The organism is Salinimonas profundi, assembly GCF_014750655.1.
Taxonomy (GTDB): domain Bacteria; phylum Pseudomonadota; class Gammaproteobacteria; order Enterobacterales; family Alteromonadaceae; genus Alteromonas; species Alteromonas profundi_A.
The window spans coordinates 689,060-710,746 of the sequence record NZ_JABBXD010000001.1; the positions used below are offsets into that span (position 1 = coordinate 689,060).

Sequence of the window (21,687 nt, forward strand, 5' to 3'; positions counted from 1 at the left end):
ATGGATCAAAATAAAGAGCTTAAAAAGGCCGGTCTGAAAGTCACGTTACCGCGCCTGAAAATACTGCAGATTCTGCAGGAACCTGAAAATCAACACATCAGCGCAGAGGATGTGTATAAAATCCTTATCGATCAGGGAGAGGAAATCGGACTGGCTACCGTTTATCGCGTGCTGAACCAGTTTGACGACGCCGGTATACTTAGCCGTCATCATTTTGAAGGCGGAAAATCCGTGTTTGAGATCAGTCACAAAGATCACCACGACCATCTTGTGTGCCTGAAGTGCGGAAAAGTTATTGAGTTTGAAGATGATGTGATTGAACAGCGTCAGATCGAAATTGCAGAAAAGAATAATATGACACTTACTCATCACAGCCTGTATTTGTACGGCGAATGTGCCGATGAAAACTGCGATCAGTTGAACGACTAATTGTCAGCATCTGACTGACCGATAAAAAAGCCCATAGATTTATTTTCTATGGGCTTTTTTCTTTGCCCCGGCATAGCCCAAGCAGTGTTAACGAATCATAGTACGAATTTGTAGCGGTTATAGATGTCCAGGCATTTTTCCCAGACCTTCCCTGGGCTCCCCTCTCCAATCACCTGTTCATCAATACTCAGCACGGGTGTGATTTCTTTGCTGGAGCTGGTTAGCCACACTTCCTGTGCGTTCAGCAGCTCTTGTTTGGTCATTCTGCGCTCGCGGACGATTACCCCTTCCTTGCGCAGACTGTCAATAACCAGTTGGCGGGTGATGCCCGGCAACAGCTGATGATCAAGTGGCGGCGTAACGATTTGATCATTTATCACTGCAAAAACGTTACAGGATGCCGCTTCTGTAATCTCTCCCTGTTGATTGACCAGAATGGTCTCGTTTTTACCCTTGCTAACGCCTTGCTGATAATGCATCACATTGCCCAGCAATGAGGTTGATTTAATATGACACCGCTGCCAGCGCAGATCTTCACTTAATGCTACATGCAGCCCTGTTACTTCTTCGCGTTTGGTCTTGGGCGGCGTGGCCATTGCAAAGCCGTAACCAAATACCGTGGGCGTAATATCCTGCCCGTACGCATGGTGGCGCTGGGGCTCAACACCGCGTGATACGTGCAGGTATATGCCGATGTACGGTGTTGCAAGTGCGGTGGCATTTTGTTCCGTCAGGGTGGAAACTATGTCCTGCCACTGCGACGCATCAAACGGGTTAGAAATCTCAATAGCCGCTAGTCCGTTCGCCATTCTTTTAAGATGCGCAGATAACCCGACAGGCTTGCCGTGATGGGTCGGAATCACTTCATAAATGCCATCACCGAAAAGAAACCCCCTGTCCATTGGAGAGATCCGGGCTTCTTGCAATGGCAGATAGGCATTATTTAAAAACGCGATGGACATCAGTCGTCGGCTCCGTGTTCAGTATCTTCACTTTCAAAAATTCGTTCTTCCAGGCGATGGCGTAGTAACCATTTTGCACGGGCATTGTCGCTGCTAATTGATTGAAAGGTGATCGTATCGCCAGGCACTGCCTGCGTCAGGCGATAGAGGTCATAATCCGCGACGCAACCCATTTTCGGATAGCCTCCCAGTGTCTGGCGATCAGCAAGCATGACAATAGGCTGCCCATCACCGGGAAACTGGATAGCACCGCAATTGATTCCTTCTGAGTATAAGTCAGTTTCAGGGTAAGCAATAGGCTGGCCTTTCAACCGATATCCCATTCGGCTGATATCATTCGTTACCTCATATTCGCTGGCGAAAAAAAGTTGCTGCTGCCAGTTGTCAAAATGCTCATACTGGTAACCCACAACCACATCGAGAGGTTTGTCCAGGGTGTAGTCAGGCTTTTCATGCTCTTTTAATAATCGCTGAGGATGATGTTCATGCAAATCAATACCAAGCACATCGCCCTTTTTTAAGCTGGCACCGTCATTGTTACGTCCGCCGACACCTTCCCGGGTGACAATCGACTTGCTGCCCTGCACGACGGGTAAATCAATAACGCCTCCGACGCCAACATAGGTTTTCGTTCCCATACGCTGTGGCTTAACACGCAACGTATCGCCTGCTTGCAGGAGGAGGCTGTGCCATACATCAACCGGTTTATCATTTTGCCAGACAGATACTGATGGCCCACCAACAGCAACAACCGTCGTAAAATTCACGCTAAGCGTGAATTCACCCATACCTTCAAGTGCCGGCACATCCAGCGCGTTATCGCAAAGCCAGTTAACCAGCTCAAAACTTAGCTGGTCAAGCGCACCTGATGCACAAAACCCGATCTCCTGAGCATGGGTATTCCTGCCAGCATCCACCACAAGTAACTGTAATCCAGGTTCAACTATTGAAATTTCACCCATGGGAATCGGATAGCTCCTTAAACGTCGCCTCGTCGATTTCTGTAAAGGTCACGGTATCGCCTGCGCGCAATGTCACAGGATGGCTTCCGTCGGCTTTGAACAAGGGTAGCGGGCAACGCCCCAGCAAATTCCAGCCCCCCGGTGAGGCATTAGGGTAGACGGCAGTTTGCCGATCCGCGATAGCGACTGCTCCCGCCGGCACTTTTTTGCGTGGTGAGGCAAGTCGGGGGCACCGTAGCGCCTCATCCAGCTCCCCCATATAGGCAAACCCGGGCGAAAATCCAACGGTGAAGACTTTAAAGGTCTGGTTTGCATGCAAGCTGATAATATCTGCTTTGCTCAGGCCGGTCTTGTCACTGATTACTGCCAAATCATCAGCGCCAGTGGCCCCGTATAATACCGGTAGTTCGTAGTGGCTGTGTTCATCCTGCGTAGCCTCACGCGGTGAGGTCTGGCGCAATGTACGATAGACAAGATGCGTATCCGCCCGTTGCAGGTCAAATAAAACCAACAAAGAATCATAACCCGCTATCAGTGATTTTATCCACGAAAGCCGGCGCCCTTTCAGGCCCCTGGCCATTGCCTGTACCGCCTCGTTTTTTTCTGTCAGCGTATCACCGTGAAAGTAAATAATTACGCCGTCAATTCCGGCAGGCTGAATATCCTTAATGCGGCCAAAAAACTGCATTATTGTTGTGTCCCGTTTTCGTCGATAAGGCGGCGTATTGCGCTGGCCATTTGCACCGCGCCTTGCGTATCACCATGGACACAAAGCGTATCTATTGGCATCGTTAATACCGTGCCATCGCACGCGACAATGCGCGAATCATGGATTATTTGCTCTGCCTGCCTGACGGCGCCTGCCTCATCCAGAACGGCCCCCGCCTTGTGCCTGGACATCAGATAGCCGTCAGCTTCGTAATGCCGGTCCGCGAAGGCCTCAAAGATGACCGCCAGGTCGTAGGTTTTCGCATGATCTGTGATGCTCTGGTAAGCCGGATGCGCCTGAACCATAATTTTCAGTGTCCCACCGCCTATACCTGACACAGCCTGAAAGACGGCATCACGAACATTTTCGCTCTGCATCATGTCGTTATAAAGCGCACCATGTGGTTTTACATAGCTAAGCGATTGCTGATACAACGATGCCAGTCCGGACAATGCGCTGATTTGATATTCCAGACACGCCACCAGCTCATCATGTGGCATCGCCATACTGCGTCGACCAAACCCCTGTAAATCAGGATAGGAGGGATGGGCGCCAATCATCACTCTGTGCCTGGCGGCCAGCGCAATAGCATGCTTTAAGGCGACCGGATCACCGGCATGAAATCCGCAGGCTATATTCGCCTGATCAATCAGCGCCATAATTGCGCTGTCTACGGGCATTTTCCAGGCACCGTAGCTTTCGCCCAAATCGCAATTCAATAACATAGTTGTTTCGCTCTTACTTCAATTATGCGGTATCATTTTACCTTTAAATTCATAAACAGTCAGGCACCATGATACAGGTTGGTACATCTAATACGCTTACCGTGGTGGGCGAGTTCCCATTTGGTTTTCAGCTTTCTACGCAAAACGATAATGAAGGTTTAGTGACGCTGCCTGCTCACCTCGCTCCGGAAGGCCTGAAAGAGGGTGATGCACTTGATGTGTTTGTGCTGCCGGACGAGACAGGCGCATTATTTGCCACCACGCAAAAACCCGCTATCGAAATAGGCCAGACCAAAGTACTCAAAGCAGTGAATGCCACCCATTTCGGTGCATTTTTTGACTGGGGACTGGAAAAAGACTTACTGGTCCCGGCACAGCATCAGGAGTCACCGGTCAACCCAGGCATGTACTATGTCGTTCATGCATTTTATGACTCAGCCACGAAACGTCTTCTGGGCGCCACTCGCTTGCATCCATTCCTTAGTGAAGATGGCACTGAATTTAGTGCCGGGCAGCCGGTCAGTTGCCTGGTCTATGCCAAAACCGAACTTGGCTTTAAAGTTGTTGTAGAAGGTACGCATACTGGCTTGCTGTTTCATTCTGATGCGTTTGTGTCCCCGCGCATCGGCGATGCCATTGATGCGGTAATTAAAAACGTACGTGATGACGGCAAGCTTGATATCGCTTTACAGCGTACAGATAAACAAGGGCGCGATACGTTAGCAGACGCCATCGTCGATGACCTGGAAGCGCATGGCGGACTGTCAACGCTTACCGATAAAAGCGCGCCTGACGAAATATATGCAAGATTTAAAGTCAGTAAGGCTGCCTATAAAAAAGCGCTTGGGCGCCTTTATAAGCAACGCAAAATAGTGATTGAAAAACAGGCAATACGCCTTGTAAAGCAAGAAGGATAAAAGAATGAAAGCGAACGTAGTGTGGGATCGCGATTTATCGTTCACCGGTGTGACTGACAGCGGTTATAAAACTGTTATGGACGGCAGTGGCAACGCGGTTTCACCGATGGAGTCGGTGCTGCTTTCTGTCGGTGCATGCTCAAGCGTTGATGTGGTAGAAATATTAAAAAAAGGCCGCCACAACCTCGTTCATTGCGAATGTGAACTGAGCGCCGAGCGTGCGCAAACTGCGCCCAGGGTCTTTACGAAGATTCACGCACATTACATCGTCAAAGGCGATGATTTGACGGATAAAGCGGTCGCCAGAGCGGTGTCGCTGTCAGCGGAAAAGTATTGCTCAGTCATAATGATGCTCAAAGAGAGCGTCGAGATATCAACAAGTTACACAATTCAAACTGACCAGTAGCCAAATTAACAACTTTTTAATCAAAAAAGCTATCCGATACGTCGGTTAGCTTTTTTTTTAACTTATGAAAAACCCTAAAACACTGATAAGTATAGAAATTCACAAGCGCTAACACTTTGGCACACTCAATGCTCACATTAAGGCATATAGTAAATAAAATAGTTATAACAGGACTTTATCATGGATGTTTTATCTGCTCGTGCTTGCCGATTATCGCTGGCTGCCATTGCCTGCGCCTCTGCCCTGACCCTTTCTGCCTGCGGCAATGTTGAAGCCACCGATACTGCAGCGACGAAAGAAACACAAGTTATAAAAATACCCGTCGAAACCGCCAGTGTTGTTATTGGTGATATTGACTCAACCTATAATACGACCGCAATTCTCGAGGCGACAGATGAAGCGTTCGTGGTTGCCAGAGCTTCAGGCATTATAGAGGAAATCCTGGTTGAAGAAGGCGATTACGTTGAAAAAGGTCAGGTATTGGCCCACCTGGACAGAAAGCGCTATGAGCTGGCATTGCGTAAAGCCCGCGCCGATCTGCGCGGCATTAAACAGGAGCTGGATAAAATCAACAAGGTGTACTCACAGAATTTAGTGAGTGACGATACCTATGAGAAGCTCAATGCGCAGTTTGAATCCGCTCAGGCCTCAGTACAACTGGCAGAGCTGGATTTAGCCGAAACCACCATTACCGCCCCCATCAGTGGCTATATCGCTGAGAAAAACGCAAAAGTAGGTAACCTTACCGAATCATTCCAACGCGAGCGCATGTTTCATATTGTTCAGCAGAAAATGCTTCAGGGCATTGTTTACCTGCCTGAAAGTGAACTGACGAACATTGAAATCGACCAACAGGCTACCCTGCACATACCGGCATTGTCAGATGTGACGGTTACCGCCTTCGTTGAGCGGATAAGCCCGGTTATTGATGCCCAGACAGGGACCTTCAAAGTCACCCTGAAAGTCCCTAACCGTGATGAAACCTTAAAAGCTGGCATGTTTTCAGAAGTGGCGCTGAATTATGCCACCCACGCCGAGGCCCACCTTCTTCCTCGCCAGGCACTTCTGACCATTGACAATAAAACCAGTGTCTTTGTGGTAAAGGATGGCATTGCCCGCCAGGTCGATGTGACCCTTGGTTTTGAGCAGGGAAATCAGATTGAAGTCATCGAAGGACTGAGTGGCAGCGAACAGGTCATTACGGTGGGTCACCAGAATCTTAAAGATGAAACCCCAGTCAATATCGTAAATAGCTAACCGCAACGTTCTTACAAGGAGAAGACCGATGAGCATTATCAACGTTGCGGTAAAACGCCCGGTGGCCATCGCTATGTTTACCGCTGCTGTTTTACTGTTTGGTATGGTGTCACTGGGCCGCTTATCAGTAAATTTACTACCAGAACTATCCTACCCCACCCTTACCATTCGTACTGACTACACCGGAGCCGCCCCCGCCGAAGTAGAACAACTTGTGTCCAAACCGATTGAAGAATCGATTGGTATTGTAAAGGGTGTCTCAAAGGTGACCTCGGTGTCGCGACCTGGTCAGTCAGACGTCGTGCTGCAGTTTGCCTGGGGAACAGATATGGACCTGGCCAGCCTTGAGGTACGTGAGAAACTGGACATTCTGATGTTACCGCTGGATGTCGAAAAGTCTCGTTTGCTGCGCTTCAACCCTACCACTGATCCGGTGTTACGCTACGGCTTAAGTTTTACAGACCAGACCAATGCATCGACAGATGGCATGAAACAGCTCCGCTTCTTTGCACAAGAGCAACTTAAACGAAAACTCGAAGCCATTGATGGTGTCGCTTCGGTGCGCGTTGGTGGAGGCCTGGAAAACGAGATACAGATCCTGGTAGACCAGCAAAAGGCCGATCGTCTGAACTTAAGTATCGATCAGATTATTACCCGGCTGGGGCAGGAAAATATCAATGCGGCAGGCGGCAAAGTCGATCAGGGTGGTCAGGCATTTCTGGTAAGAACACTCAATGAGTTTGAAAACCTCGATGCTATTAGAAACCTCTATATCGGTCGCAATGCGCAGCGCAATATCCAGCTTAAGGATGTGGCAATCGTTGAAAGTGCCTATAAGGATCGTGATGCAATCACACGCTTTAACACTACGGAAGGGGCAGAATTAGCGATATATAAAGAAGGCGATGCGAACGCTGTACAGGTCGCACAGAGAGTAAAACAGGCCGTGTCTCAACTCTCCGCTACAATTCCTTCCAATTATGCGCTGGACCTGTTCTATGACCAGAGCGAATTTATCAGCCAGGCCATCAGCGAAGTGAAATCTGCCGCCTGGTTAGGTGGATTGCTGGCCATGATTGTCCTTTACTTCTTTATAAGAAATATCTGGACCACATTAATCATTTCCGTTTCTATCCCGGTATCGGTAATCGCCACGTTTAACCTGATGTATGCCAATGATATCAGCCTGAATATCATGAGTCTTGGGGGGATCGCGCTGGCGGTGGGTTTACTGGTGGATAACAGTATTGTGGTGCTGGAGAATATTCACCGCAAACGCAACGCGAGTACGTCACATCAGCAGGCTGCCATACGCGGTACAAAAGAGGTTGCCGGGGCAATTATGGCCTCTACCCTGACCACTCTGGCTGTATTTGTGCCGCTGATATTCGTTGAGGGAATAGCAGGGCAGCTATTCAGTGACCAGGCCATGACTGTATCCTTTGCGCTGCTGGCGTCACTGATTGTATCGCTCACTCTCATCCCCAGCCTGGCTGCACGCAAGCCCGTTTCACCTAATCAGGCGGACTTTGCGCATGAAGAAAACGCAAATAGTCAGCCTATCCCGACGAAACGTCATCCGGTGCTGCGCATACTATTATTCCCGTTCTCACTGCTGTTTAATGTTTTTTTCCGGTGGATTCCTGCCGCCTTTGTTACCGTTATTTTACTGCTCTGGCATGCGCTTTCCCGGCTATTCTCGATAGCACTTAAACCGGTTCTCTGGCTATTTCAAAAGGCGTTTGAAGCCATCGAGCGCGGCTACAAAATTTTACTGACTTCAGCATTGAATGCGCGGGTTGTGGTGCTGGGGGTAGCAATTATCATCGCTGGTGCAGCGGTTCCCCTCACCAAGCAATTGGGTGTAGAGCTTATCCCTTCCATGGCACAGGGTGAGTTTATGGTTGAGGTTACGTTACCCGCCGGTGCAAAAGTGGAACAGACGGATGCATTACTGGGCGAATTGGCTGCTCAAGCCAGTCAGTTTGATAGCGTGGCCCGGACTTATTCGTTGGCAGGCACTGGCAGCCTGGTCAGTGCAACTGCCAGTCAAAGCGGCGATCACTGGGGTAAGCTGAATGTAGTTATGCAGCCTGGCTATACCGCGTCAGACATTATTGATGTTAAAACTGCCTTGCGTGCCTTTTTAAGCCAGCGGGCCGGTGTCCAGAGCCAGTTTTCAGAACCCAGTCTGTTTACCTTTGATGCGCCGATCCAAATTGAGGTACAAGGCTATGATCTTGAGCAGCTCTATCTGTACAGCCAGGCAATCATTTCACGCCTGCAGGATAATGACCGTTTTGCAGATGTGTCTACCACCCTTGCTCAGGGCAATCCGGAGCTTAAAATCCGCTTCGACCACAATAAGCTGGCGGCCATCGATTTATCAGCCCGCCAGGTATCAGACATAGTTGCTGCGCAGGTAGGTGGCAAAATAGCGACCCAATTCAGCGTTCAGGATACAAAAATTGATGTGCTGGTCAGAACGCTTAATCGTCAGCGTGATGATATTGATGCCGTACGCAACATAATCGTCAATCCGCAAAGTGATCAGCCAGTGCCGCTGGGCGCTGTTGCTGATGTTTATATGAGTCGGGGACCCAGTGAAATCACGCGCATTGGACAACAGCGCGTGGTGGTAGTATCAGCAAACCTTGCCTACGGCGACTTGGCCGAGGGTGTGAATGCCGCGCAAACGGCCATTGATGATGCCCGTCTGCCTCTGACGCTCAGCGCTGACATTGCCGGCCAGAGTGAAGAAATGGAACAAAGCTTCCAGTCGCTACAGTTTGCGCTGGCGCTAGCGGTTTTCATGGTTTATCTGGTTATGGCCTCCCAATTTGAAAGCTTATTACATCCCCTGCTCATCCTGTTTGCCGTCCCTCTGGCCGGCGCAGGCTCTGTATATGGCTTATGGCTGACTGGCACCAATATCAGTGTCGTGGTTTTCATCGGACTTATCATGCTGTGCGGTATCGCCGTCAACAATGCCATTGTACTGGTCGACCGAATTAATCAGCTACGTGCCCAGGGAATGGACAGGCACACTGCTATTATCGAGGCAGCGACAACCCGTCTGCGGCCGATCGTTATGACCACGCTTACTACCATCTTGGGGCTGTTACCCATGGCAATAGGCGTCGGTGAAGGTGCTGAAGTGCGCACACCAATGGCGGTGACTGTAATTTTCGGGTTACTGTTCTGCTCCGTCATCACTCTGATCCTTCTGCCGGTACTTTACGCGGTTTTTGACCGCAAACGTTTTGACAATGCCAGCGAAACCGTTGCAGGAGAGAAAACCTATGGATGATAAAACCCCTGTTGCTACTGGTATGGCAAGATTTGCGCTGACTCATCCGGTCACCGTTTGTATGGTTTTTCTTTCTCTGTTGCTGTTTGGCATTATCGCCAGCCGGCTGCTACCGCTTGAAAAATTTCCGGGTATCGATATCCCTGAAATGGTTGTCAACGTCCCTTACGACGACGCCACACCGTCAGAAATTGAGCGTATGATCACCCGCCCTATTGAGGAAGCAGTGGCGACGCTTTCGGGTATCAAACGCATACAGTCACGTTCTTTTGATAATCGCGCTGAGATTTATGTGGAATTCAACTGGGACGAGAACATTAAAGCCAAAAGCATCGAGGCCCGGGAAAAAATTGATGGTATCAGGCATCTGTTGCCTGACGATGTAGAACGTATTCTGGTTTTTAAGTTTAACACCAACGATATGCCTATCTTCCAGCTACGTGTTTCCAGTGAACGGGATTTATCCAATGCTTACGATTTACTGGATCGCAATCTCAAGCGCGCCATGGAGCGGGTTCCCGGTATCTCGAAGGTAGAGCTGTATGGCGTTATGAAAAAGCAAATTATCATCCGCCTGAAGCCTCAGCGAATGGCTGCGCTGGATATCAGCGCGGCGGATGTTACCCGGCAATTACAGCAAGCTAACTTTGCTATGTCTGCCGGCCAGATTGATAACGGAAATCAGCAGATTCGTGTGTCACCGCAGGGCGAATTCAGTGATATTCGTGACTTTGCTGCCATGCCGGTAAAAGGAAGCATCAGTCTTTCTGATATTGCCGATATTAATTATGAGCAGCCTGAGGCAACCGAGGGCCGGCATCTTGACCGTACCTACGCCGTGGGTTTTAACGTTTACCGGGAATCAGGGAGCAATCTGGTGGACGTTTCCTCCCGCGTATTGGAGGTCATTGAAGACGCTAAACAAGATCCCGCATTTAACGGCATCAATTTGTTTGTCATGGACGATGTGGCAAAAAGTGTTACCACCTCACTGTCTGACCTGTTGTGGGCCGGCGTGATTGGTGCGGTCTTTTCTGTCGCGATACTTTACCTATTTTTACGTCAGTTAAGCACAACCCTGATTGTGGTGCTTTCAGTGCCGGTATCATTGTGCATTACGCTGGGTGTGATGTATCTGGCTGGCTATTCACTAAATGTCCTGTCGTTAATGGGGCTTATGCTTGCGGTAGGCATGCTGGTTGATAATGCCGTGGTTATCACCGAGAGCATATTTAATGAAAGACAGTTCACAAACAACCGTCGGCAAGCCACACTAAATGGGATCAATAAGGTCAGTCTGGCGGTAATTGCAGGCACAACGACTACAGCCATCGTCTTTTTACCCAATATTATCGGTGTAAAGATAGATGTTACGGTCTTCTTAGAGCACGTGGCGATTGCAATTTGTATCTCTTTGTTTGCCTCTTTACTTATTGCCCAGACGCTCATCCCGTTACTTGCTGAGAAAATCAAAACGCCCTCCACGACAAAGCCAGTTAAAGAGGCAGCATACCAGCGTTATTATCAGAAAATTCTGGCCTGGGTCATCGCCCACCGAAAAAGCAGTGCCTGTATTGCGCTGGTTATTCTTGTCTCGACCCTCATTCCTATGCAAGTTGTCAGCTCTGACGGACAGGGCAATGATGATAATAAGCGAGTCTGGCTGACGTATCACTTCACTCAGGGCTACAGCCTGGAAGAGGTGGAAAAATCTGTCGATAAAATGGAAGCGTTTTTATACGCTAATCAGGATAAGTTTCATATCGAACAGGTTTACAGTTGGTTTACAGCGGGAGAAGCCGTATCGGGCATCACCCTCAAAGATGATTTGCCGGTACCCATTGCACAGTGGAAGACCATGGTTAAAGATGCCATGCCTGAATTTGCCAGGGCCAGGCCGTCATTTAACTGGCAAAGTGATAACGGCGGCGGTCTGCAAATCACATTAACCGGTGATTCCACCAGCAGATTGTTAACTCTGGGTCAGAGTATGGTCGCGCCACTGTCAGCCATAGAGGGACTGGAAGATGTAAAACTGGATGTAGGCAACCAGCAGCAGGAAGTGCAGATCCGCATCGATCGCGAACGGGCCCATCGTCTTGGCCTGGATGCTGAGTCCATTGCCGGGCTGATTTCTACTGCGCTACGCGGTGTCAATTTACGCACTTTCCGCCATGGTAGTGCCGGTGAGGTCGATGTACGTCTGATGTATTCTGAAGATACGCAAACATCTGTCTCACAGCTTCAGAATATCAGGATTGCCAGTTGGCAGGGAAAACCCGTTACTCTGGCAAATGTAGCATCGGTAACAACAAGCCCGCAGTTATCAGAAATTCAGCGTATAAATCGTCAGACAGCGTTGATGATAAAGGCGAATTTGGGCGAAGATCTTACTCTTGAAGAGGCCAGAGAGCGCATCGCTGCAGTGATGGCTTACCAGAGCTTGCCTGACGGATACAGCTGGTCGCTTGACGGGGCGTTTCAGCATATGGATGAAGCACAGCAAGTGATGCAGGTAAACATGTTACTTGCCATCTGTATGATTTATATCGTTATGGCGGCATTGTTTGAGTCATTGTTATTGCCCACGGCAGTGATTGGCTCGCTATTGTTTTCATTTACCGGTGTATTCTGGACATTTATGGTGACTGGTACGTCAATGTCAATTATGGCGATGATTGGGATGCTGATTCTCATGGGAATAGTGGTAAACAATGGAATTGTGCTAGTGGATCGGATTAACCAGCTCGTCAACGAAGGGATGGACATGACACAGGCAGTACTGCAGGGTTGTCAGTCTAGGGTGAGACCTGTACTGATGACGGTCGCCACCACGGTGCTGGGCCTGGTACCATTAGCAATTGGTACTACCCGGATTGGTGGGGATGGACCCGCCTACTCCCCGATGGCAATCGCAATAATCGGTGGGCTTTTATTCTCTACATTAACCAGTTTGTTTCTGGTTCCGCTGACCTATATCCAACTGGTCAGACTCAGACAGGCAACGGCGCGTATGATTTACCAGGCACAACATCGTGTTCGCCATTGGACCCGACAAACAACCTGAGCGTACATCCGCGAAATTAAAGGCGGGGGTAGTTTCTACTACCCCGCTTACCATATAAAACGGTATTAGCGCTCGGCGCTTACCCGATTAGATCTGGGCCATCAGAAAGCTTTTTACCTGCTTTGCGTTACGCTTTTCAGAAAACTCAATCAGGTTGCTACCGTTACATGTCAATCCATCTTTCGCGGTGATTCGGCGAATGACCTCGCGATCACTGGCTGCTACATTACCCACGCTACGCTGTATGCTTGAACGAAGAATTCTGACATCATCTTTTACCACTGCCTTGCAAAAACCAGAGAAGCTGGTATCGCCCTTATATCTGACCACAGTTTCGTTGCCCGCAGTGGCGGTGTGGCTTAATACTAAAAGTGCAGATGTCGCTAAAAGTTTTTTATTCAGTAATTTCATGTTCTGTCATCCTATGCTTGGTTGGTGTTCTACAGCTCGTTGTCATCAACGCCCTTATAGTTATGCATCAAATGAAATAAAATTACTGTTTTAATATTGTGGCGGTAACGTAACACTTAGGTAAAAAGCATAAGCAACATTTCATTAAAGAATTCAAAGTATTGATATTTATGAGAATTTATCGATTCTTTATTATAAAGGAAAAGGCTTATATATCTAATTGATATTAAAAACGACTGCATTACTGTAGTTAAATAACGCAAAATTGTAACTTTATTACGTGATTTAACATTTTTATTTCAGTATTTTGCGCAGTGCGGCGAAAAAGTAGGCATCGGGTTTTGACTGAAAACAGCCCTGCAGGCAGCAAATCTGATATTTACCGCCCGCCGGAAAAGGTGAGTTACACGTAGTTGCGGGGTTTTTTCGTTTCAATTGTGTCGATGTAGGCATGCCATGTAGCATAGCCCAGTAACGGCATTAACACGATAAAGCCCAGAAAAGCCGTCAGAAATCCAAGGACAACGCTGATAAAAATGATACCTGCCCAAAATAACATTGGGAGTTTGTTCAGCCATACTGCATTGACACTGGTTAATAAGGCCGTTGCCAGATCAACCTTCCTTTCCATAAGAATTGGCTGCGTGAACGCTGAAATGAACAGCAAAATCAGTGAAAATGCCACACCAACCGCCGTACCGAGGATAAGAAACGGCCATAGATCAGACAGTGTTTCATCCAGGTAGGGGGGATAGAGCGCGTGAATCAGCGAGGCCACCCGTAGCCAGAAAATCATCATGATCAGTAGCACCACACCAAACCCCCACCCATTCACGGCGTTACGTTTCATTGCCCGAAGTGAATGAGCGATGCTGGGTTTGTGCCCCTTTTCCAGCTCCCAGCTGACATCATACATCCCTGCAGCCAGAAATGGTCCGATTAGCATGAAACACACGATGGCCGGCATGATGATTAAATGCCAGCCGGTTGAAGCAACCAGGAAGGTAATAAGCCAGGGGATAAGCGCAAAAATGACACCATACATCATCGTATTAAGCGGTGCCCGCTTCATATCCTGAATTGCCAGCGCCAGCCATTTGACCGGATCGCCCAGGCTTAACTGGCGACAGGGTATAACTCTGGCAATCCCGCTGTCGGTAATCGCGTTGTGCGGCGTTTCTTTAAAAGAGTGTGACATACATAGCCTCATGTTATTTATAAACCGGGCCTTATCACTACTCCCCTACTTCGATGCAGCTACTGACCCTCTTTATTTAAGATAGATCACGACTGAAATTTCACAACTTATAAGACGTGACGCCGGGCATCCCATGCCGCCGGATGCCAATAGATCTTCGACTGATAGGACGCTGCCAGCAGACTGTTGAGCTCACCAAACCCTGTCAAAGATGCCTGCGAGTCAGTAATCAGGCTGGCGCACAACTGATGACAATTATTATCAATCAGATTGTATGGCATGTACGTGTAAACCTTATGTGCAGCGCGACAGGCAACAGCGTCTTCAGCCAGCGGCTCATTGTGGTCATTACAGGCAACAAATATATGATCGCCTGAACGATTATGAAGAAATCGCTCTGGACTAACGGCCCTCACCAGGCCATTTCCGGCCAGCTCAATAATGCGCCCGTCGACCCAAATGCCGGTATGCTCAAGCACACCGTATATGCCGCAGCAGACAACGGCACCATCGGCTGGGGTCACGGACTTGGTAAGAGTGCCGGGCGAGGCGCCCAGAGATTGATGGTCAGCATGCTCTTTTTCAGCATAACGCAGGGCGGAGTACCCCGCAGCCAGGCCTGCACCCAGCCACAATAATGGTATTGGCATAAATTTACTCTCTTATGTACCTATTAACATAATAGGAACTAAAACAAGATTGTTAGCACTACACGTGACATACACATTGTAAGTAAATATTGCGCGATATCCTGCAAAATGCCAATTTAAATTTCATTAAGTCCTGCTTTTGACCACCTGGCGCAATATTTCTGTTTAAATTTCCGGTAAATGCATGCAATAAGCCATCGCATGCGTGATGGGTTTGCGCTAATCTGGGGGCCTTACCAATCAGTTAGACAGGGACAAATGAAATCTGTATCGCGCTCTCATAAACTGGATAATGTTTGTTACGATATCCGTGGCCCCATCGCCGCCCGGGCCAGAAAAATGGAGGATGAAGGCCATCGTATTCTGAAGCTGAATATTGGCAACCCTGCCCCGTTTGGTTTTGACGCCCCTGACGACATTCTAAAAGACGTTATCTATAACCTGCCCACGTCGCAGGGCTATTCGGACTCCACCGGCATTTATGCCGCACGGGTCGCTGTGATGCAGTACTATCAGCAAATGGCGGTACGTGATCTTCAGGTGAATGACGTCTTTATTGGTAATGGTGTCAGCGAATTGATCATGATGGCTATGCAGGCGCTGCTCAACAGTGGCGATGAAGTACTGTTGCCGGCGCCCGACTATCCTCTCTGGACAGCGGCCGTCAGCCTTTCCTCCGGTACGCCGGTACATTATCAGTGCGATGAGCAGGCCGACTGGTTTCCTGATATAGACGATATTAAGAGCAAAATCACCGCGCGAACCCGCGCGATTGTGCTTATCAATCCGAATAATCCTACCGGTGCGGTCTACAGTGAAGCGCTGCTAAAAGAAGTGATTGCCCTTGCCAGAGAACATAATCTGGTGATTTATTCTGACGAGATTTATGACAAAATACTTTACGACGGTAATAAACACACCTGTATCGCCTCGCTGGCAGACGACGTCTTTTTTGTTACCTTAAGTGGTTTGTCGAAAAACTACCGGGTTGCCGGCTTTCGGGCGGGCTGGCTGGTGGTCAGTGGCAATAAGCGTGTGGCCGCTGATTATATTGAGGGGCTCAATATTCTTTCGTCGATGCGAATGTGTGCCAACGTCCCCTGCCAGACGGCCATACAAACAGCGCTGGGTGGTTACCAGAGCATTAACGAATTAGTCGCTGAGGGTGGTCGGCTGCGAACGCAGCGTGACACTGCCTGGCAGATGCTCAATGACATCGATGGAATTCATTGTGTCAAACCGAAAGGGGCGATGTATTGTTTTGCCCGGGTCGATGAGAAAAAGTTCAATATCACCAATGATGAGCAGATGATTTTCGATTTGCTTAGCAGCGAAAAAGTTCTGCTGGTGCATGGTCGTGCCTTCAACCTGCAACAGGGGGTCTACTTTCGTCTGGTATTTTTGCCCCACAGCGATGTGCTTAAACCCGCCCTCACCCGTATAGGCAACTTTTTCGATAATTATCGACAGGTTTAAAATATGTCGGATAACAGTCATTTTTTTGCGCATCTGGCGCGCATGAAGCTTATCAATCGCTGGCCACTCATGCACAACGTTCGTAATGAAAATGTGCAGGAGCACAGCCTGCAGGTAGCGATGGTTGCGCATGCCCTGGCACTGATCAAAAACCGCTTTTTTGATGGTCAGCTAAATCCGGATCGCATTGCCACTATCGCGATGTTTCATGATGTCTCTGAAGTTCTCACCGGGGATCTTCCCACGCCCGTGAAGTATTACAACAAAACGATTGCCTCAGAATATAAAAAGATCGAAAAAATCGCCGAAAGTAAGCTCATCGACATGGCCCCGGAAGCATTGCGAGACGACTACGCGGCATTAATTGACGGGCATCAGCACAGTGAAGAGGAAGCGTTTATTGTGAAAGCCGCCGATGTCTTATGTGCCTACCTGAAAACGCTGGAGGAGCTTAATGCCGGGAACCGGGAGTTCATGCTGGCCAAAAACCGCCTGGATAAGCTACTCAGTGCCTATCAGTCACCGGAAGTCGATTATTTTGTTTCGCGTTATGTTCCCAGCTTCTCACTCAGCCTTGATGAGATTACTCAGGATGAATTTGAAGCCGAACATGGTGCGTCACCCGATCAGCCAGACACCACGGAGGCCATTAAGTGATGGCCGATAACTGGGAAACGCCCTGGCAGGCACGCAGATTACCCCGGGTGCAGACGCGCGATGGTGACCACCGAAGTTGTTATCAGCGGGATAAAGCCCGCGTATTACACTCTGCGGCATTCAGGCGGCTTCAGGCAAAAACGCAGGTATTAGGCGTTGGTTTAAGTGATTTTTACCGAACCCGGTTGACGCACTCGCTGGAGGCGGCACAAATAGGCACAGGGATTACTGCCCAGTTACAGGCAAAGTACCCGCAAACCGCCAGCGAGCTGCGACTGGATGCCAGCCTCACCGAAACCTTGTGTCTGGCGCATGATATCGGCCATCCCCCGTTTGGTCACGGTGGAGAAATCGCCCTGCACTACATGATGCATGAGCATGGCGGGTTTGAAGGCAACGGCCAGACATTTCGCATTATCACGCAGCTTGAGCCTTATACTGCAGAACACGGCATGAACCTGGCCCGACGAAGTATTCTGGGCCTGATTAAGTATCCCAACTTTATCGATACACTCACCAATCCGGCCTGTCACGGACAAATTAACACGTCGTTGCGCCAGGTAAAGGCTGATGACTGGCATCCGCCTAAAGGCTTGTTCAGTTGTGATAAGCCGCTGTTTGACTGGTTACTTTCACCGTTTTGTGAAGATGACATTGCCCGGTTTATGGCATTTGATTCGTTTGATAATAAACATGGAAAAACCCGATATAAGTCATTTGACTGCACAATCATGGAATTGGCAGACGATATTGCCTATGGCATTCATGATTTGGAAGATGCTATTGTCATGAGCATGGTGACATCTGAGCGCTTTGTTGCTGATATTGTAGAGCCATTGCAAAAAATGGACGTTCCCTGGTTGTCAGCCAATATCGAGCAGCTGACAAAGCGATTGTTCAGCAAACAGCATCATGAAAGAAAAAATGCCATCGGTGCGCTGGTAAATTGTTTTATTACTGCCATCACCATTATGCAGCAGGAACAGTTTGCGCATCCTCTGCTGGCGAATCAGGCGCAACTACCAACGCAGTATGAAGCAGCCCTGAGTCTGTTTAAGTCTTTTGTTTATGACCAGGTTATCAGGCAGTCTGAAGTGCAAATACTTGAATATAAAGGCCAGCAAATGGTGATGGAACTGTTTGAGGCATTTGCCAGCGATCCGGAACGTTTGTTGCCCGAAAATACCAGGCAGCGCTGGCGACAAGCCGAGGAAGCCGGGTATGGTCATCGGATTATTGCCGACTATATTTCAGGCATGACCGATGAGTTTGCAGCCCGTTTGTACAGCACCCTGTTCGTACCTAAACATGGGTAAAGCATGAAGTTTTTGTCATAAAGAAAGAAAATCGCACTTTTGCAGGTCTTATCCGTAAGTACGTCAAACCAGGCTGTTCAGGGAAGACCTCAATTCGCCTGCTATTGTCACCCACTAAAAAACGGGTAGGTTCTCATGTCAAAACGTTTTATCCCCTCAGTTACTCTGACTGAAAATGATGTCACTGATGAATCCGTTTATCGTCAGCGGCGAACATTACTGAAGCGGATGGGATTCATTGGCGCTGGCGCATTACTATCGCCTCAGGCATCAGCACTGGGATGGTTTGATGATGACGAAGAAAAACAAGCCGCAAAGCGCGAAGCCCTAGAATTTACACCAGCCGGACAATACAGCACATCAGAGAAAAAGACCCCTTGCGATAAAGTCACCGGGTATAACAATTTTTATGAATTTGGCACGGGCAAAGATGACCCGGCTCAGTATGCGCATAACCTGAAGATTGACCCATGGAGTTTAAAAATCGACGGGATGGTGGAAAAGCCCTTCGTGCTTGATCATGCCAGCCTGACCCAACGCTTCAGTTTGCAGGAACGCATCTACCGGCTGCGCTGTGTAGAAGCATGGTCAATGGTTATTCCCTGGATAGGTTTTGAGCTTGCAGAAATACTTAAAGCAGCGCGACCGCTTTCCTCAGCGCGCTACGTCGCCTTTCAGACACTCTACGATCCTGAACAGATGCGCGGACAAAACAGCCGGTTTGTTGGTGGAGGGGTAGATTATCCCTACGTGGAGGGATTACGGCTTGATGAGGCCCTGCATCCGCTGACACTGATGGCAGTCGGGCTGTATGGTAAAACGTTGCCAGAACAAAATGGCGCGCCCATCCGTCTTGTTGTGCCCTGGAAATATGGCTTTAAAAGTATCAAATCCATTGTCCGGATTACGCTAACCGACAAAGAGCCGCCGACAACCTGGAACAAGCTGGCACCGGATGAATATGGCTTTTACGCAAATGTTAATCCTAAGGTTGATCATCCTCGCTGGAGTCAGGCAAGCGAGCGACGTATTGCCGGGGGCGGTTTGTTATCGCGCAACCGGATTGAAACGCAGATGTTCAATGGCTACAGTGAAGTGGCGCCTTTGTATAAGGGTATGAATCTGAGAAAGTATTATTAATATGGCGTTTTCGGTTTTTAAGCGCCCTGCCCGGCTTACCAAGTTGCAGATTTGGGTAGGTAAATGCCTGGCTCATTTACTCATAGCCGGCGCACTCGTCTGGCAGTTTGTTCAGGGCTTTTCAGATAATCTGGGCGCTGATCCGGTGCAAAGCTTACTGGACTTTACCGGACAACACGCCATTCACCTTCTACTGTTCACCTTGTGCCTTGCTCCTCTGGCCCGCTTTACGCCATGCGGTGATTTAATTCGCTATCGCAGGATGTTGGGGGTTTATACGTTTGTGTACGCGTTAGCGCATTTTTCAACCTACATTCTGTTCGAGCTTCAGTTGAACTGGCCGCTTATCGGCAGTGAATTGGTCAAACGTCCCTATATCAGTGTAGGTTTTGCCGCGCTGCTGATATTACTGGCACTGGCAGTAACATCCTTCAATACGCTGCGTAAAAAAATGGGTAAAAGCTGGCAATCTTTGCACAACTGGGTCTATGTGGCTGTCGTACTGGCACTGCTGCATTTTAGCTGGTCGCAGAAAACAATCTGGGCAGAGCCGATTTTTTACTGGCTAGCCGCGTTCATTATTTTACTGCCCCGTATGCAATATGCCCTTCGCGCGAGAAAACAAAGGCAGCGACGTCGAAAACCAGCTTGAGTCTACACTTTTACCTTTAGACTTAACATTCCTTTAACCCGTAAGATTATGAATTTACAAAGATAATACATAAAACTCAGTTACTCCGCTCAGGTGCAATGGTAAACTATGCGCTCATTGCCATCGTCCTTTTTTACACGACAGAGTGAAAGAGCATTCCCCACACTAATGGCATGTTTGAAACTTCCACACGCACCGAGGCTCCATGACACACTCACAGCATCCCGGCTCACCTGAGCATCAGCATCGCGAAGGTGAAGCTTCATTGAAAGTCGTCACATTCTGGCTTGCGTTTGGCACTTTTGTACTTGGTTGCAGCGAATTTGCAGCCATGGGATTACTGCCTTATTTTGCGCAAGACTTTGGTATCTCGGAAAAGGTTGCTGGCTATGCAATAAGCGCCTATGCACTGGGTGTGGTAGTGGGGGCACCACTGATCACCATGTTTTTTTCACACATTGCGCGGCGAACCATGTTAATTGCCATGATGATTTTTTATGCCGGTGGTAATTTGGCGACCGCGCTGGCATGGTCAGAATGGACCATGAACATCGCGCGTTTCATTGCCGGTCTGCCTCATGGTGCTTACTTTGGTATCGCGATGTTGTTCGCCGCGGATATTGCAGGCAAAAACCGACGTGCCAGAGCGGTGAGCAATGTTATTCTGGGCTTAACCGTGGCCACGATTATTGGCGTACCCGGCATCAGTGCAATCGGGCAGACCATGGGCTGGCGGATTGGCTTTTTCATGATCGCCGTCCTGTCACTGGTCACTGCAATCATGGTCTGGAAAATAGCCCCTTATCGCGGACCAAATCCAAATGCTAATCCGCGCTCAGAGTTGTCCGCACTTAAAAACAAAGATGTGCTGTTGGTGCTGCTGATGGGAGCGATCGGCTTTGGCGGCATGTTCTCTGTGTATTCCTATTTCAGTGCAACATTCCTCAACACAACCTCCTCACCGGAATGGGGCATTTCCATCGTGTTAATGATCTATGGTATCGGTACAACCCTGGGTAACTTATTAGCCGGTCGCATTGCTGAAGGCCGCTTGCTGCGCACAGCGCTGGGCTTTCAGGTATTGCTTGGCCTTTCCGCTGCCGCCTATGCCATGTCTGTCGGAAACCCGGTATTAATGGCTGTCGCACTGTTTTGCATGGGCATGGGGGGAGGCATGGTAGTACCGTTGCAAACCCGCCTGATGGACGTCGCGGGCAATGCTCAGACGCTGGCAGGTGCAATGAATCATGCCGCATTCAACTCGGCCAATGCGCTAGGTCCATGGCTGGCCGGCATGGCCCTGGCAGCCGGTTACGGTTACGCCAGCACCGGCTGGGTGGGCGTTGCCTTATCAGCCGGGGGTGTTTTGATATGGTGCTTGATCGTTATGGCGAACAGTAGTCGGCGGACCAGTGAGGCTGTCTCCTAGGTCAATATCTACTA

Annotated in this window: 19 protein-coding genes; 12 read left to right on the forward strand and 7 right to left on the reverse strand. The window is 49.0% G+C overall.

Translation table 11 applies throughout. The annotated features are described in order from the left end of the window. The gene (gene fur, locus HHX48_RS03020; protein ID WP_139756437.1) at positions 1-429 is read left to right on the forward strand and encodes a ferric iron uptake transcriptional regulator; all 429 of its coding nucleotides are present in this window, start codon (positions 1-3) and stop codon (positions 427-429) included. Positions 430-524: 95 nt separating this feature from the next. Here the strand turns inward: fur and HHX48_RS03025 are convergent, their stop codons facing one another. From HHX48_RS03025 to HHX48_RS03040, 4 genes are read right to left on the reverse strand one after another with little or no spacing between them, the layout of a single operon-like run. After that, complete coding sequence (locus tag HHX48_RS03025) at positions 525-1,391, reverse strand: aminotransferase class IV (RefSeq protein ID WP_191022146.1); 867 nt, start codon at positions 1,389-1,391, stop codon at positions 525-527. Next, entirely contained in the window at positions 1,391-2,353 is a 963-nt protein-coding gene (locus HHX48_RS03030; protein WP_191022147.1) for a 5-oxoprolinase subunit C family protein, read from the reverse strand. The genes HHX48_RS03025 and HHX48_RS03030 overlap by 1 nt, the downstream gene beginning before the upstream one ends. Next, complete coding sequence (gene pxpB / locus HHX48_RS03035; protein WP_191022148.1) at positions 2,346-3,041, reverse strand: 5-oxoprolinase subunit PxpB; 696 nt, start codon at positions 3,039-3,041, stop codon at positions 2,346-2,348. The genes HHX48_RS03030 and pxpB overlap by 8 nt, the downstream gene beginning before the upstream one ends. Continuing rightward, on the reverse strand, positions 3,041-3,787 hold the full coding sequence (locus HHX48_RS03040; RefSeq protein WP_191022149.1) for a 5-oxoprolinase subunit PxpA: 747 nt from the start codon (positions 3,785-3,787) through the stop codon (positions 3,041-3,043). Before HHX48_RS03040 ends, pxpB begins: the two co-directional genes overlap by 1 nt. Positions 3,788-3,855: 68 nt before the next feature. Between HHX48_RS03040 and HHX48_RS03045 the strand changes: the two genes are divergently transcribed. The 5 genes from HHX48_RS03045 (at position 3,856) to HHX48_RS03065 (ending at position 12,744) form a co-directional block, all read left to right on the forward strand. Further along, positions 3,856-4,704 (forward strand): CvfB family protein, encoded by an 849-nt coding sequence (locus HHX48_RS03045; protein WP_191022150.1) that lies wholly within the window; start codon positions 3,856-3,858, stop codon positions 4,702-4,704. Between the two features lie 4 nt (positions 4,705-4,708). Then, entirely contained in the window at positions 4,709-5,110 is a 402-nt protein-coding gene (locus tag HHX48_RS03050; protein ID WP_191022151.1) for an OsmC family protein, read from the forward strand. 180 nt (positions 5,111-5,290) lie between these two features. Then, complete coding sequence (locus tag HHX48_RS03055) at positions 5,291-6,367, forward strand: efflux RND transporter periplasmic adaptor subunit (RefSeq protein ID WP_191022152.1); 1,077 nt, start codon at positions 5,291-5,293, stop codon at positions 6,365-6,367. 28 nt (positions 6,368-6,395) lie between these two features. Next, complete coding sequence (locus HHX48_RS03060) at positions 6,396-9,677, forward strand: efflux RND transporter permease subunit (protein WP_191022153.1); 3,282 nt, start codon at positions 6,396-6,398, stop codon at positions 9,675-9,677. After that, positions 9,670-12,744, forward strand: a complete 3,075-nt coding sequence (locus HHX48_RS03065; RefSeq protein WP_191022154.1) for an efflux RND transporter permease subunit — start codon at positions 9,670-9,672, stop codon at positions 12,742-12,744. Before HHX48_RS03060 ends, HHX48_RS03065 begins: the two co-directional genes overlap by 8 nt. Positions 12,745-12,831: 87 nt before the next feature. Here HHX48_RS03065 and HHX48_RS03070 read toward each other — a convergent pair whose 3' ends face one another. The 3 genes from HHX48_RS03070 to HHX48_RS03080 form a co-directional block, all read right to left on the reverse strand. Then, the gene (locus tag HHX48_RS03070) at positions 12,832-13,155 is read right to left on the reverse strand and encodes a DUF3718 domain-containing protein (RefSeq protein WP_191022155.1); all 324 of its coding nucleotides are present in this window, start codon (positions 13,153-13,155) and stop codon (positions 12,832-12,834) included. Between the two features lie 403 nt (positions 13,156-13,558). Beyond that, complete coding sequence (locus HHX48_RS03075; protein WP_191022156.1) at positions 13,559-14,353, reverse strand: DUF2189 domain-containing protein; 795 nt, start codon at positions 14,351-14,353, stop codon at positions 13,559-13,561. A 107-nt stretch (positions 14,354-14,460) separates the two neighbouring features. Then, entirely contained in the window at positions 14,461-15,003 is a 543-nt protein-coding gene (locus HHX48_RS03080; protein WP_191022157.1) for a hypothetical protein, read from the reverse strand. Positions 15,004-15,261: 258 nt separating this feature from the next. On the opposite strand from HHX48_RS03080, the gene HHX48_RS03085 reads away from it, so the two are divergent. From HHX48_RS03085 to HHX48_RS03110, 6 genes are all read left to right on the forward strand, one after another. Then, on the forward strand, positions 15,262-16,479 hold the full coding sequence (locus HHX48_RS03085; protein WP_191022158.1) for a pyridoxal phosphate-dependent aminotransferase: 1,218 nt from the start codon (positions 15,262-15,264) through the stop codon (positions 16,477-16,479). A 3-nt stretch (positions 16,480-16,482) separates the two neighbouring features. Then, positions 16,483-17,136, forward strand: coding sequence for a 5'-deoxynucleotidase (gene yfbR, locus HHX48_RS03090; protein ID WP_191022159.1), 654 nt, complete (start codon positions 16,483-16,485; stop codon positions 17,134-17,136). Beyond that, positions 17,136-18,452, forward strand: a complete 1,317-nt coding sequence (locus HHX48_RS03095; protein WP_191022160.1) for an anti-phage deoxyguanosine triphosphatase — start codon at positions 17,136-17,138, stop codon at positions 18,450-18,452. The genes yfbR and HHX48_RS03095 overlap by 1 nt, the downstream gene beginning before the upstream one ends. A gap of 135 nt (positions 18,453-18,587) precedes the next feature. Continuing rightward, positions 18,588-19,592, forward strand: coding sequence for a protein-methionine-sulfoxide reductase catalytic subunit MsrP (msrP, locus tag HHX48_RS03100; RefSeq protein WP_191022161.1), 1,005 nt, complete (start codon positions 18,588-18,590; stop codon positions 19,590-19,592). A gap of 1 nt (position 19,593) precedes the next feature. After that, the gene (locus HHX48_RS03105) at positions 19,594-20,244 is read left to right on the forward strand and encodes a protein-methionine-sulfoxide reductase heme-binding subunit MsrQ (RefSeq protein ID WP_191022162.1); all 651 of its coding nucleotides are present in this window, start codon (positions 19,594-19,596) and stop codon (positions 20,242-20,244) included. A 205-nt stretch (positions 20,245-20,449) separates the two neighbouring features. Further along, entirely contained in the window at positions 20,450-21,673 is a 1,224-nt protein-coding gene (locus HHX48_RS03110; RefSeq protein WP_191022163.1) for an MFS transporter, read from the forward strand. The last annotated feature ends 14 nt before the right edge of the window (positions 21,674-21,687 follow it).